This window comes from Bradyrhizobium sp. SZCCHNR2028, from assembly GCF_032380995.1.
Lineage (GTDB): Bacteria > Pseudomonadota > Alphaproteobacteria > Rhizobiales > Xanthobacteraceae > Bradyrhizobium.
Genome location: NZ_JAUHJF010000007.1, coordinates 324549 through 337806 on the forward strand (window position 1 = coordinate 324549; position 13258 = coordinate 337806).

Genomic DNA, 13258 nt, shown 5'->3' on the forward strand with positions numbered 1-13258 from the left:
ATCTCTAGCTCTGCTGCTGGACCCGCGCCGCGCGCTGGCGCTGCAGGCGGCGGATCGTGGTATCGAGGGTGGAGAGGAAGGTGGAGCGGTCGCGCGGCGTGAACGAGCGCGGGCCGCCGGTCACCTCGCCCAATGACCGCAGATCGGTCATGAGGTTGCGCACGGCGAGCGTCATGCCGATCGACGCCTCGGTGAACGGCTTGCCGTTCGGTGCGATCACGGCGCTGCCGGCCTTGACGCAGCGGCTCGCCAGCGGAATGTCCGCGGTGATGACGATGTCGTCGGCGCCGGCGCGCTCTGCGATCCAGTCATCCGCGGCATCCATGCCGCTGCCGGCCGCCACGCGCGTGATCAACGGATCCTCCGGCACGCGGATGAAGCCGCCGGCGACGACGATCACCGGCAGACCGTGCCGGATCGCGACGCGGTAGATCTCGTCCTTCACCGGGCAGGCGTCGGCGTCGACATAGATGTTGATCGGGGCGGTTTCGGTCGTCATCGGGCCATCGGTTGGAATGGTCCGGTTGGTACTCCATCGCAGCGGGAATTGCGAGCCAAACGCGCCGCTTGCCACGGCCTTTCCGGCCGCTACCATCGGCCAAAAATGGGGCAACGGGAGGCAAGGATGGCAGACGGAATCGCGGCGTATGCGGTCGAGGCGTTCAACACGGCCAAGCAGTCCGAGAACAAGATGCACGACGACAGCGTGGCCCGGCGGTTCGGCTTCGCCGGCGGCCTCGTGCCCGGCGTCGAGGTGCTGGCCTATATGCTGCATCAGCCGGTCGCGCGCTGGGGGCGGGCGTTCCTGGAACGTGGGCTGATCGAGGCGCGGTTCACCAAGCCAGTCTATGACGGCGAGATCGCCGAGGTCAGGGCGGAGGAGGTCGGCGACGGGCTCCGCCTGGGGGTGACGAGTAAAGGCGAGATCTGCGCCACCGGGTCCGCGTCGCTGCCGGCGGTGGCGCCCGACGTGGTGCTGGCCGGCTATCGCGATGTTCCGCCAGCAGCGGTGCGGTCGGCGATCGGCGCAGACTCGTTCGCCGTCGGCAGCTGGCTCGGCACTGCGCCACGCGCCTGGCCGGGGCAGGCGGCGACGGCCTATCTTGCCGAGATCCGCGAGCGCGATCCGATCTATGCCAGCGAGCGGCTCGGTCATCCCGGCATGCTGCAGCGGGTGATGAACCGCCTGCTGGTCGACAACATCGTGCTCGGTCCGTGGATTCACGTCGGCAGCCGCATGCAGCTGCTGTCGGCGATTGCCGAAACCGACGAGATCACGGCGCGTGGCCGGGTGGTCGCGAACTACGAGAAGAAGGGCCACCGCTTCGTCGAGATCGATGCGCTGGTGGTGGCGAACGGCACGCGGCCGCTGGCGCACTGCCACCATGTGGCGATCTACCAGCCGCGCGCGCAGGCGGAGCATCCAGTACGCCGCGACGTCTCGGCTGAATCGTAACCGCCTCGGAGTATTGGATCGTCCACAAGCGCGGACGATGACAGTTGAGATTGGAGCATGCTGGTCGACCCCACACTCCCGTCATTGCGAGCGCAGCGAAGCAATCCAGAGTGTTGCCGCGGAGGCAGTCTGGACTGCTTCGCTACGCGCTACGCTCGCAATGACGTGGAGAGGACCCGCAGCCCGATCGACAGTTCGTAGTCCGGATGCGCGCGCGCCGGCGCCCAGCGGGTGCAGGCGGGAGCGACATCCGGGCTCACCGATACAGCCCGTGAGACCCCGCATATCGCTGCGCTCATGCGGGTTACGGGCTTTTCGTTTGGCAATGAGATGTTTTCGCCTTATCGCGAGCGCAGCGAAGCAGCTACGCCGCGGTCTTCGCCTTGCCGTCCTGGATCGCGCGCCAGAGCTTCTCGGTGGTCAGCGGCATGTCCAGGTGCTTCACGCCGTAGTCCGACAGCGCGTCGATTACGGCGTTGATCACTGAGGCCATCGAGCCGGCGCAGCCGGCCTCGCCGCAGCCCTTGGTGCCCAGCGGGTTGCTCTTGGCGGGCACCGGATGGTTGTCCACCGTCATCATCGGCACATCGGAGGCCCGCGGCAGCGCGTAGTCCATCAGCGAGCCCGTGATCGGCTGGCCGCTCTCGTCGTAGCGCAGATGCTCCATCAGCGCCTGGCCGATGCCCTGGGCGACGCCGCCATGCAATTGGCCCGCAACGATCATCGGATTGATCACCGTGCCGAAGTCGTTGATTGCGGTATACGCGACGATCTGGGCGACGCCGGTGTCCGGCTCGATCTCGACCTCGCAGACATGGCAGCCATTGGGGAAGGTCGACTCGGTGACGGTCGAGTTGTGGTCGACGTCGAGCGAGGCCGGCACGCCGTCTGGCGTCTTACCCTCGCGCAACCGGCGCGCCAGCTCCATGATGTCGATGCTGCGGTCGGTGCCGGCGATGGTGAATTGGCCGCCATTGAACTCGATGTCGGCCTCCGAGGCTTCGAGCAGATGCGCGGCGGCCTGCTTGCCCTTGGCGATGACGAGCTGCGAGGATTCGACAATGGCCTGACCGGTCGCCGTGATCGAGCGTGAGCCGCCGGTGCCGTTGCCGAACCGCACGAGATCAGAGTCGCTTTGCTCCAGCCGGATCTTGTCGAAGGGCACACCGAGCTGCGCCGACAGCACCTGCGCGAACGGCGTGGCGTGGCCCTGGCCGTAATCGAGCGTGCCGGTCGTGAGGGTCACGCCGCCATCGGCGTCGAAGGTGATCTTGCCAAGCTCGCCCGACGGCGGCGCGGTGACCTCGAGATAGGAGCCGACGGCGATGCCGCGCAGCTTGCCGTTCTTGCGGCTCTCGCGCTTGCGCTTGGCGAAGCCGGCGTAGTCGGAGACCTGCAGCGCCTTCTCGAACACCGCGGCGAAGTCGCCGGAGTCGTAGGTGACGCCCGACGCGGCCGGGAACGGCATCTGGCTCGGCTTGATGAAGTTGCGCTTGCGGATGGTGAGACGGTCGATGCCCATCTCGCGCGCGGCGGTGTCGATCAGCCGCTCCATGAAGTAGTTCGCCTCGGGGCGGCCGGCGCCGCGATAGGCGCCCATCAGGGTGACGTTGGTGAGCACGGTCTTGATGTCGACGCCCAGCAGCGGCGTCTTGTAGACGCTGGCGAGGTTCTTGCCGGTGTTGAGCGACAGCGGCAGCGGCGCCACGCCCATGATGTAGGCGCCGAGATTGCCGTAGCCGGACAGCCTGACAGCGAGGAACTTGCCGTCGGCGTCGAGCGCCAGCTCACCATGGATGATCTGATCGCGGCCCTGGCTGTCCGACAGGAAGGCGGTGGTACGCTCGTCGCGCCACTTCACCGGACGTCCGAGCTGCTTGGCGGCGTGCAGGATGCAGACGTATTCGGGATAGGAGACGTTCTTCATCCCGAAGGAGCCGCCGACATTGGTGGTGAGGATGCGGACCTTGTCCGGTGCGACGTTGAGGATCTTGGCCAGCGTCGCCTTGTTGCCGGACACGCCCTGGGTCGGCACCTGCAAGGTGAAGCGCTCGGTCTTGCCGTCGAACGCGGCGAGCGCCACGCGCGGCTCCATCGACACCACGGCGACGCGGGTGTTGACGATGTCGAGCTTGGTGACGTGCGCGGCCTTGGCGAAGGCCTCTTCGATCTTGGCCGTGTCGCCGTAATGATAATCGAGCGCGACGTTGTTGGGGATATGGTCATAGAGCTGCGGCGCGCCGGGCTTGGCGGCTTCCTCGGCATTGGTGACCGCGGGCAGGGGCTCGATATCGACCTCGACCGCCTCGGCCGCGTCGCGGGCCTGGGCCGCGGTCTCCGCCACCACGAACGCGACGGGGTCGCCGACGAAGCGCACCTTGTCGGTGACGAGCGCCGGCCGGTTGGTCTGCAGCAGCGGCGAGCCGTCCCGGCCCTTCAGCGGCAGGCCGCAGGTGAACGGGCCATAGTTGGCTCCGGCGAGGTCGGCTCCAGTCCACACCCCGAGCACGCCGGGCATGGCCTTGGCGGCTGCGGTGTCGATCCTCTTGATGATGCCATGGGCGTGGCTGGAGCGCACGATCCAGGCATGGGCCTGGCCGGGCAGGTTGAAATCGTCGGTATATTTGCCGTGACCGCGCACCAGCGTGTCGTCCTCCTTGCGCCGGACCGGCTGCCCGACGCCGAATTTCTGCAGCGCGATCGCGTTTTCGAGGGAGGCCGGGACGGTGTGATCTTGCATGAATGAGGACCCAAGGGGCTGGATTGGTCGCAAATGCGGGCTGTTCCCAGATAGTGCAGTGCCCGCGGCCGGACAACGGTTGATTAGGAATGGTGCATCACGCCTGACGGAGGGGCTGTTGCGCCGGCGCTATCCACTGATAATGTCTCATGAAAGAGAACTTCCATCTGGGCCGGTTCGGCCAGCGGAAAGACATTTGAATGATCAATGACACGCGGCTGCGGGAGAGTCCCACGCCGCGCGGGAACCTGGAGCCCGGCTTGCGTCCGGGTCTGGACGTCGCGACGCCTTCCTGCGCCAGCAACGGCAGCAGCGTCTACGCGGCCCTGGACCTCGGAACCAACAATTGCCGGCTCCTGATCGCCTGTCCTTCGGGCGACAGTTTCCGCGTGGTCGACTCCTTCTCGCGCATTGTCCGGCTGGGCGAGGGCATCTCGACCACCGGCTGCATCAGCGATGCGGCGATGGATCGGGCCATCGCCGCGCTCAGCATCTGCCGGGACAAGATCCAATCCAAGAAGGCCAGCCGCCTGCGTCTGATCGCGACCGAGGCCTGCCGCGCCGCCTCCAATGCGGAGGGGTTCCGCAGCCGGGTGGCGGCGGAGACCGGCATCGAGCTCGAGGTGATCGACCGCGAGACCGAGGCGGCGCTGGCCGTCAAGGGCTGCGCGCCGCTGCTGGATCCAGGCGGGCGCGGGGCCATCCTGTTCGACATTGGCGGCGGCTCCAGCGAGCTGGTGCGGATCGAGCGCGATCCGGCAGACCGCAACGCCGAGCCGAGGATCAAGGCCTGGATGTCGATCCCGCTCGGCGTCGTGACGCTGGCCGAACGCTTCGGCGGCCGCGACGTGACGCCGGAGATCTATGCCGCCATGGTCGAGGCCGTGGCCGAGCATGTCGGGCCGTTCGCGGCCGAGAACGGCGGCGACCTCTCCGGCATGCACCTGCTCGGCACCTCCGGCACCGTGACGACGCTCGGCGGCATTCATCTCAACCTCGCGCGTTACGATCGGCGCCGGGTCGATGGCATCTGGATCAACGATGCCGACATCACGACGACGATCGCCAAGCTGCTGGCGATGAGCTACCAGGAGCGCGCCGAGAACAACTGCATCAGCATCGACCGTGCCGACCTCGTGCTCGCGGGCTGCGCCATTCTCGACGCGATTCGCCTGGCGTTTCCGTTGCCGCGGCTGCGCGTCGCCGATCGCGGCCTGCGCGAGGGCATGCTGGTCGAGATGATGCGCGAAGACGGTGCGCTGCGCACGGCGTAGCGACTTCACCCTCCCCTGGAGGGGGAGGGTCGTCTCACATGGAGCGCAGCGCAATGTGAGACGGGGTGGGGTGAGTTCCACGAGCAGTCTTCGTGTGGCTCACCCCACCCCGATCGCTCGCTTCGCTCCCGATCGACCCTCCCCCTCCAGGGGAGGGTGACCTTTGTAGTTCCGCCAGACCTCGAGCATGGACGGATTTTCGCCTCCCGCGTCTGGTCACGACGACCGAGAAACACATGGCAAAAGACACGACCGGCCGCATGCATGTGCAGGTCAAGACCGGAGGCAAGCGCAAGCTGTCCTCGAAGCTCTGGCTGGAGCGCCAGCTCAACGATCCCTATGTCGTCCAGGCCAAGCGCGACGGCTATCGCTCGCGCGCGGCCTACAAGCTGCTCGAGATCGATGACAAATACCGGCTGCTCAAGCCCGGCATGACGGTGGTCGATCTCGGCGCCGCACCCGGCGGCTGGAGCCAGATCGCGGCGCGTCGGGTCGGGGCCGAAGCCGGGAAGGGCAAGGTGATCGCGATCGATCTGCTGGAGATGGGCGAGATCCCCGGCGTCACCTTCACCCAGCTCGATTTCCACGCCCAGGACGCGCCGGAAAAGCTTCGCGCGATGCTCGGCGGGCGTGCCGACGTGGTGATGTCGGACATGGCCGCCAACACCACCGGCCACCGCAAGACCGACCAGCTGCGCATCGTCGGTCTCGTCGAACTCGCCGCGCATTTCGCCAGCGAGGTGCTCAAGCCGGGTGGCAGCTTTCTCGCCAAGACGTTCCAGAGCGGCGCCGATGCCGACTTGATGGCGCAGCTCAAGCGCGATTACGCCAGCGTCCGCCACGTCAAGCCGGCGGCGAGCCGGCAGGATTCGTCGGAGCGCTACGTGCTGGCGATGGGGTTCCGCGGCGGAGAGCAGGCCGACCTGCTGTAACGGCGTCATTGCGACCGGCCCGCGCCGGCGATACAGAGCAGATGCAACGAGGTCTCGGGAATCGGCTTGGGCCGACGAGACCCGTTCCGGAGGTCCCGAAATGCGTGTCCTGACCTGCAGCGCTGTCGCGGTCGCTTTGATGGTGGGCTCGGCCATATCGGGGCCGGCTCACGCCCAGGCCTACGATCCGCGCTATCCCGTGTGCATGAAGGTCTATGAAGGCGGCCGGTTTGGCGGTGGCGAGTGGATCGACTGCAGCTATACGTCGCTGCCGCAATGTCGCGCGACGGCGTCGGGCCGTGCGGCGATGTGCGATCTCAATCCCTTCTACGCCCCGCCGTCGCCTCCGCCGCGCCGCGCGCATCGGCGGCATCGCTGAAACAATTCATGACGGTACGGCCGTTGCCGTGCCGCAATCGAACTGAAGATTCGAGACCCTCGTACCCATCGGGCTGCCGTGATGCCGCATCGTTTCATCGTCGCGATCGTGATGCTTCTGCTGCTGGTCCCCGCGATCGCGACCGCCGCGCCGTCGCACAAGCGCAAGGCGCACCGTTGGCAGGGCTATGGCTTCCTGCCCGGCTACAAGCAGCCGCCCAACAACAGCTTGCCGCTCTATGCCGACAAGGAGGCCATGCGCAACGGGCCGCGCGGCAGCCGCCGCCACTGGTATATCGACGGCACACCGAAATACATGCTCTACAACGGCGAGTGGCATTATTTCGGCCAGCCAGGCTTCTATCGCGGCCATTACAATGGCGGCAGCTTCGGCCCGTGCTGGACGCGGACGCCAGTGGGGATGGTCTGGACTTGCGGTTAGGCCGCTCCTCCCACAACCGTCTCGTCCTCCCAGGGCTGCTGCTGCAACGCGGGCGACGGCGCGAGCAATCCCGTCTGGACAGGGGCCGCATTTCCCGCTGAAATGCCGCTCCTCAGAGGCAAAAGAAACGCGAGCCGTTCGTTCGGCCGACCGTGGAGGACCGCTTTGAATTCGTTCTGTACGCGCCTGTTCGGCGCCGTCGTCGCTTTGAGCTTCCTTGCCGGTGCTCCGGCCTTCGCCCAGCAGCTCGAGCTGAAGGTGATGGCGCCGGCCGCGCCCGGCGGCGGCTGGGACCAGACCGCGCGGGCCATGCAGCAGGCCTTCGTGGCGTCGGGCGTGGCGCGCAGCGTCCAGGTCACCAACGTGGCGGGGGCGGGCGGCACCGTCGGCATCGCGCAGTTCGTCAACGGCGCCAAGGGCGACGGCAACCAGCTGATGGTCAACGGCTTCGTCATGGTCGGCGCGCTCGCCATGAACAAGTCGCCGGTGACATTGGAGCAGGTGACGCCGATCGCGCGGCTGACCGAGGAGATCCAGGTCATCGTCGTGCCCGCGAACTCGCCGATCAAGACGGCGCAGGATCTCGCCGCGGCGCTGAAGGCCGACATCGCCAAGGTCACCTTCGCCGGCGGCTCGGCCGGCGGCGTCGATCACGTGATGGCGGCGCTGTTCGCCGGCGCCGTCGGCGCCGACGCCAAGAAGGTCAACTACATCCCGTTCTCGGGCGGCGGCGAGTCGCTGGCGGCGATCCTCGGCGGCAAGGTCACGGCGGGCATTTCCGGCCTGTCGGAATACGACGGGCAGATCAAGAGCGGCAAGCTGCGCGCCATCGGTGTGTCCTCGGAGAAACGCATTCCAGGGGTCGACATCCCAACCTTCAAGGAGCAGGGCATAGATCTCGTGCTCGCCAATTGGCGCTCGGTGGTCGCGGCGCCCGGCATCACGCCGGAGCAGAAGAAGACGCTCAGCGAGGCCGTCGAGAAGATGGTGAAGTCGGATGCGTGGAAGGAGATCCTGAAGCAGAAGGGCTGGGATGACGCCTATCTTCCGGGTGATGCGTTCGCCGACTTCCTGAAAAAGGAGAACGTCCGCGTCACCGACGTGTTGAAGTCGGTCGGCCTCGTCAAGTCATGACGACGGAGAGTGCCGGCACCGAGACACCCGCCTCGGGAGGCGTCGACAAGGCCGGCATCGTCATTGCGGCGCTGCTGGCGGCTGTCGCACTCGTGCTTGTCTATGACGCCAATCAGATCGTGGCGACCACGATGTACGGCATGGGCCCGCAGGTCATGCCGGTCGTGATCGCGATCGGGCTCGGCATTCTTGCACTGGCCAATCTGATCGATGCCCTCAGAGGCAACCTGCCGCCGCGCGAGAGCTCCGATCCGAAGGCGGTGCTGTTGATCCTCGCCGGCCTTGCGCTCTTGATCGCGATCATCGGCTTCGGTGGCGGCTTCATCCTGGCGACCACCGCGCTGTTCGTGACGACGTCGGCCGCGTTCGGCCGGCGCGCCTTCGTCACCGATCTCGTCATCGGCGCGGTGCTGACGACGCTGATCTATCTCGCATTCGACCGCCTCCTCACCCTGAGCCTTCCCGCCGGTCCGCTCGAAAGACTGCTCTGATGGACACCTTTGCCGCGCTCGCGCATGGGATGGCGATCGCCGTCCAGCCCATGAACCTGCTCTATGCGCTGGTCGGCGTGTTCCTCGGCACCGCCGTCGGCGTGCTGCCGGGCATCGGGCCGGCGCTCACCGTCGCGCTGCTGCTGCCGGTGACCTACAAGCTCGATCCCGGCGGTTCGCTGATCATGTTCGCCGGCATCTATTATGGCGGCATGTATGGCGGATCGACCACCGCGATCCTGATCAACACCCCCGGCGAGAGCGCCTCGATGGCGACCGCGCTCGAGGGCAACAAGATGGCCAAGGCCGGCCGCGGCGGCCCGGCGCTGGCGACGGCGGCAATCGGCTCGTTCGTCGCGGGCACCATCGCCACCATCGGACTCGCGTTTCTGTCGCCGTATCTCGTCGACATCGCCGTGCGCTTCGGGCCGGAGGACTACTTCGCGCTGATGTGCGTCGCCTTCGTCACGGTGTCCGCGACGTTCGGCGATTCACCGATCCGCGGCCTCACCAGCCTGTTCATCGGCCTGACGCTCGGCCTGATCGGCATCGACAAACTGACGGGACAGGCGCGGCTCGCCTTCGGCGTGCCGGAACTGCTCGATGGCGTCGAGGTGACGACCTTGGCGGTCGGCCTGTTCGCGGTCGGCGAGGCGCTCTACGTCGCCTCGCGCCGGCACCATAGCGAGGAGAAGATCGAGGCCATCAAGGGCTCGCTGTGGATGACGCGCGAGGATTGGAAGCGGTCGTGGAAGCCGTGGCTGCGCGGCACGATGTTCGGCTTTCCGATTGGCGCGCTGCCGGCCGGTGGGGCGGAGATCCCCACCTTCCTGTCCTATTCGACCGAGCGACGGCTGACCAAATATCCCGATCAGTTCGGCAAGGGCGCGATCGAGGGCGTCGCCGGTCCTGAGGCCGCCAACAACGCCTCCGCCGCGGGCACGCTGGTGCCGCTGCTGACCCTCGGCCTGCCCACCTCGGCGACCGCCGCGATGATGCTCGCCGGCTTCCAGCAATATGGCCTCAATCCGGGCCCGCTGCTGTTTGCCGAGCGGCCCGACCTGGTCTGGGGCCTGATCGCCAGCCTGTTCATCGCCAACACGATGCTGCTGGTGCTCAACCTGCCGCTGGTCGGTCTGTGGGTGAAGCTGCTCGCGATCCCGACGCCATGGCTCTACGCCGGCATCCTCGTGTTCGCCACGATGGGGACGATCGCCGCAAAGCCGTCCGTGGTCGAATTGTCGATGCTGGCCGGCTTCGGCGTGCTCGGCTTCCTGATGCGCCGCTTCGATTTCCCGATCGCGCCGGTCGTGGTCGGGCTGATCCTCGGGCCGATCGCCGAGAGCCAGTTGCGGCGGGCGCTCGCGATCAGCCTCGGCGATCCCATGACCCTGCTGCAGTCGCCGATCTCTGCCACTCTGCTGGCGGTCGCGCTGATTGCGCTCGTCGCGCCGTTCGTCCTCAAGGGACTCGGGCGCTTCAAGGCGAATGAGGATTGAGTGTGGCGCGCAAGCCGAACCGCGCCACCTCTGGTCGCGATCCCCGGCGTAGGCGCAGCCATCCGGCAGAGGCTTATCGGTTGGTTAAGACTAACGCGAGAATACCCCCGATGTCCTGGCAGGCGCCGACGGCGCTGCAAAGCCGGCTGCGCTAAGACTTGGATGAATGCGGCGCGGACCTCGCAGGATCGCAAACTGGACACGGGCTGCGCGACACGGGCAGGACAAGTCGGGCATGGATGCTGGAACGCAGAGGGCAACGGCTGACACCGCGCGCACGGCGTGGATCGATTTCGCGCGCGGCCTCGGCGTCATCCTGGTCGTGTACGGTCACGTGCTTGGCGGTCTGGTGCGCCCGGGCATCTTCCCGGATGGAGCCGTCGCGCGCTGGATGGACTACACGCTCTACACGTTCCACATGCCGCTGTTCTTCTTCCTGGCCGGCTTGAATGTGCAGCACAGCTTGCGGCGCGGCGCGCGTCCCTTCCTCACGTCCAAGCTCTGGACCATCGCCTATCCCTACGTGCTGTGGTCGTTGATCCAGGGCGGGATCACGATGCTGCTGGCACGGGATGCCAACATCCCGATCCATCCCGGCGATCTCGCCGCGATCTGGTATCGTCCGATCGCGCAGTTCTGGTTCCTCTACGCGTTGATGATCTGCCACGTGATCGCGGTGCTGGTCCCGTCGCGGACGGTCTTGATCACGCTCGCGCTGGCCGGGCTCTGCGTGTTCCTCACGCTGCCGATCCGGCCTGACCTCGCGCTCACCCTGCATCATCTGCCGTTCTACGTTGCGGGCGTCTACGGTGTTCGCGTGGTGGCGGAATGGCGGCCGTTCGGCTGGTCCTTCATGGCCGTGATCGGGATTGCGTTTGCGGCCGCAGTGGCGTTGGGCGGCCGGCTGTCCGGCATGGACGCCAACGGGCTCGCCTCCCTGCCGGCCTGTGTGCTCGGGATCGCCGGCACGGTCGGGCTCTGCAAGCTGCTTGCCCCGGCGCGTCATCGCTGGCTTGCGGCCGCAGGCGTCGCGTCGATGACGATCTATGTCCTGCACATCCTCAGCGGCTCGGGCATGCGCATCATCATGCTCAAGCTGCACATCCCGCCATCGCCATGGGTCTATCTGTTGGCCGGGACGGTGGCCGGTGTCGTGCTTCCTCTGATGGCGCACGCCATCCTGCAGCGGCTGCATCTGCTGCCGGTCTTCGGGCTTGCACCGCCGGCCTCCCGCAAGCCGCAGGCCGCAGCGATCGCGCCGCGCGTTGCAACGTCCGATCAGGCGCCGGCCTGATGCTGCTGAGCGGCGACGGTGCGCCGTGCGCCGCCGGCCATCTGGTCGAGCGGACAGGCCATGGCGACGAGCATCCAGAACAGCGCCGAGACCTCGCCGGAGGAGATGCTGGTCAGCGGCAGCTGGATCAGCAGCGCACTGATGGCGAGCGCGCCGAGCACGGCGCCCTCGCGCGTCGGCATCCGCCAGGCGGCGCCGGTGGCGGCGAGCCCGACCCAGACATAGGCCGCGAGGCAGATCAGTCCGACCGGAATGCCCATCGTCACCCAGCTTGCGATGATCTGCCCGTCGATCGGCATCGTGCCGGCGACGCCGACGTCGGTGATGGTGAAGCCAGATCCCAGGACCATGCTGTTCGGTGCATTCCACAGCGTGACGAACTCATCCAGCCGTTCGCTGCCGCTGCTGTCCTGCGACACGCTGCCGAGCGATTCCAGACGAGAGGTGATGACCTCCGCGAACGGCGTGAACATGACGGTGACGATCACCGCGCCGACCAGTCCGACCGTGATCGATACGGCACGACGCCGCGTCGAGGGGAACAGCATGCAGAACAGCACGCCCACCGCGAGCGTGATCCAGCTGGTGCGGTAGAGCGACAGCAACAGGCCGAGCGCTGCGGGCGCCATCGCCGCCAGTGCCAGCCATCCCGGGCGCAGGAAACCCACCAGCAGCAGGCCCGTGGCCGTGAAGGTCGCGTAGCTGGCCGGGCCGTTCATCGTGCTGAACACGCGCACCATGTAGGGCAGCGGATAGCCGGCCGAGGTGATGCTGGCGTTCACCATCCAGAACCGATCCCAGCCTTGCGGATCGACATATTGCCAGATGCCGTAGAGGCCGGTGAGCGGCAGCACCAGCAGGAACACGCGCGTGATGGCATCGAGCAGGGCGCCGTCGGATTGCGCCCGCTGCTGCAGGGCGATCGCATAGAGTACGGGCGCGGCCCATTTCATTCCGCCATTGGCGGCGTTGAACCAGTCGTTCTGGAAGATCGAAAGCGCGCCGCCATAGACGATGCAGGCGAGGATGATGAGCGGCGCCACGAGCCAGGGATTGCCCGGCCTGTCCTTGTCCGAGGGCGAGAGTGCCAGACTCGGAACTGGCGCGATGATGAACAGCAGGGGGCCGCTCAACATGATGCCGGACGAATCGAATCCTGCGGAGATGTCGACCAGGCGGCGCACGAAAGGAGCGAAGGCGAACATCAGGATCGCCGACTGAACGTGGGCTTCGGGGCTGCGACGCCACGCGAACCAGCCGGCGACCGCGCAGCCGAGCACGAAGGCCGGCCTGACAAGGCCGCCGAGTGCGGGCACGGCGAGCACCGTCGCCGCGAGCAGAAGCGCGGTTGGCCAACAGTCCGTCGCCAGGGTGGCGAGCGGCCGTGCATCGATTCGGCTCTCCTTCATGGAGGCGGACTATAATGGAAAAGGCGGCTCGCGCCGTATCCACGAAACAGGGCGGTGCCGGCGTGCATAACGAGATTGGCGCTCCTCGGTTCTTCCGCACGAACGCGGGGCTGCTTTCACATGGATGATACCAACGGGAGTGCGCCCTGTGGCCGTCCTTCGAGACGCGCGCCAAGGGGCGCGCTCCTCAGGACGAGGTCTGTGTTCGG

The 13258-nt window shown here is 67.0% G+C and carries 12 protein-coding genes; 9 read left to right on the forward strand and 3 right to left on the reverse strand.

The window, feature by feature from the left end:
- Window positions 1-4: 4 nt before the first annotated feature.
- The gene (locus QX121_RS14945) at window positions 5-499 is read right to left on the reverse strand and encodes a YaiI/YqxD family protein (RefSeq protein WP_315812320.1); all 495 of its coding nucleotides are present in this window, start codon (window positions 497-499) and stop codon (window positions 5-7) included.
- A gap of 126 nt (window positions 500-625) precedes the next feature.
- Between QX121_RS14945 and QX121_RS14950 the strand changes: the two genes are divergently transcribed.
- A complete protein-coding gene (locus tag QX121_RS14950) occupies window positions 626-1456 on the forward strand; it encodes a hypothetical protein (RefSeq protein ID WP_315812321.1) in 831 nt (276 codons plus the stop codon).
- 364 nt (window positions 1457-1820) lie between these two features.
- Here QX121_RS14950 and QX121_RS14955 read toward each other — a convergent pair whose 3' ends face one another.
- Window positions 1821-4196 carry a xanthine dehydrogenase family protein molybdopterin-binding subunit gene (locus QX121_RS14955; RefSeq protein WP_315812322.1) on the reverse strand — a complete coding sequence of 792 codons (2376 nt, stop codon included), beginning with the start codon at window positions 4194-4196 and terminating at the stop codon, window positions 1821-1823.
- A gap of 200 nt (window positions 4197-4396) precedes the next feature.
- On the opposite strand from QX121_RS14955, the gene QX121_RS14960 reads away from it, so the two are divergent.
- From QX121_RS14960 to QX121_RS14995, 8 genes are all read left to right on the forward strand, one after another.
- Window positions 4397-5470, forward strand: a complete 1074-nt coding sequence (locus tag QX121_RS14960; RefSeq protein WP_315739171.1) for a Ppx/GppA phosphatase family protein — start codon at window positions 4397-4399, stop codon at window positions 5468-5470.
- Window positions 5471-5706: 236 nt separating this feature from the next.
- Window positions 5707-6402: an RlmE family RNA methyltransferase gene (locus QX121_RS14965; RefSeq protein ID WP_315739172.1), complete on the forward strand. Its 696-nt coding sequence runs from the start codon at window positions 5707-5709 to the stop codon at window positions 6400-6402.
- A gap of 100 nt (window positions 6403-6502) precedes the next feature.
- Entirely contained in the window at window positions 6503-6781 is a 279-nt protein-coding gene (locus tag QX121_RS14970) for a DUF3551 domain-containing protein (protein ID WP_315739173.1), read from the forward strand.
- 81 nt (window positions 6782-6862) lie between these two features.
- Window positions 6863-7222: a hypothetical protein gene (locus QX121_RS14975; RefSeq protein ID WP_315739174.1), complete on the forward strand. Its 360-nt coding sequence runs from the start codon at window positions 6863-6865 to the stop codon at window positions 7220-7222.
- Between the two features lie 165 nt (window positions 7223-7387).
- Window positions 7388-8356 (forward strand): Bug family tripartite tricarboxylate transporter substrate binding protein, encoded by a 969-nt coding sequence (locus QX121_RS14980; RefSeq protein ID WP_315781015.1) that lies wholly within the window; start codon window positions 7388-7390, stop codon window positions 8354-8356.
- Window positions 8353-8847 carry a tripartite tricarboxylate transporter TctB family protein gene (locus QX121_RS14985; RefSeq protein WP_315812323.1) on the forward strand — a complete coding sequence of 165 codons (495 nt, stop codon included), beginning with the start codon at window positions 8353-8355 and terminating at the stop codon, window positions 8845-8847. Before QX121_RS14980 ends, QX121_RS14985 begins: the two co-directional genes overlap by 4 nt.
- The gene (locus QX121_RS14990) at window positions 8847-10346 is read left to right on the forward strand and encodes a tripartite tricarboxylate transporter permease (RefSeq protein ID WP_315739179.1); all 1500 of its coding nucleotides are present in this window, start codon (window positions 8847-8849) and stop codon (window positions 10344-10346) included. Before QX121_RS14985 ends, QX121_RS14990 begins: the two co-directional genes overlap by 1 nt.
- A gap of 235 nt (window positions 10347-10581) precedes the next feature.
- Entirely contained in the window at window positions 10582-11640 is a 1059-nt protein-coding gene (locus QX121_RS14995) for an acyltransferase (protein ID WP_315812324.1), read from the forward strand.
- On the opposite strand, the gene QX121_RS15000 is transcribed toward QX121_RS14995, so the two are convergent.
- Window positions 11625-13049: an O-antigen ligase domain-containing protein gene (locus QX121_RS15000; RefSeq protein WP_315812325.1), complete on the reverse strand. Its 1425-nt coding sequence runs from the start codon at window positions 13047-13049 to the stop codon at window positions 11625-11627. The two genes, QX121_RS14995 and QX121_RS15000, sit on opposite strands and share 16 nt — an antisense overlap.
- Between the last annotated feature and the right edge of the window lie 209 nt (window positions 13050-13258).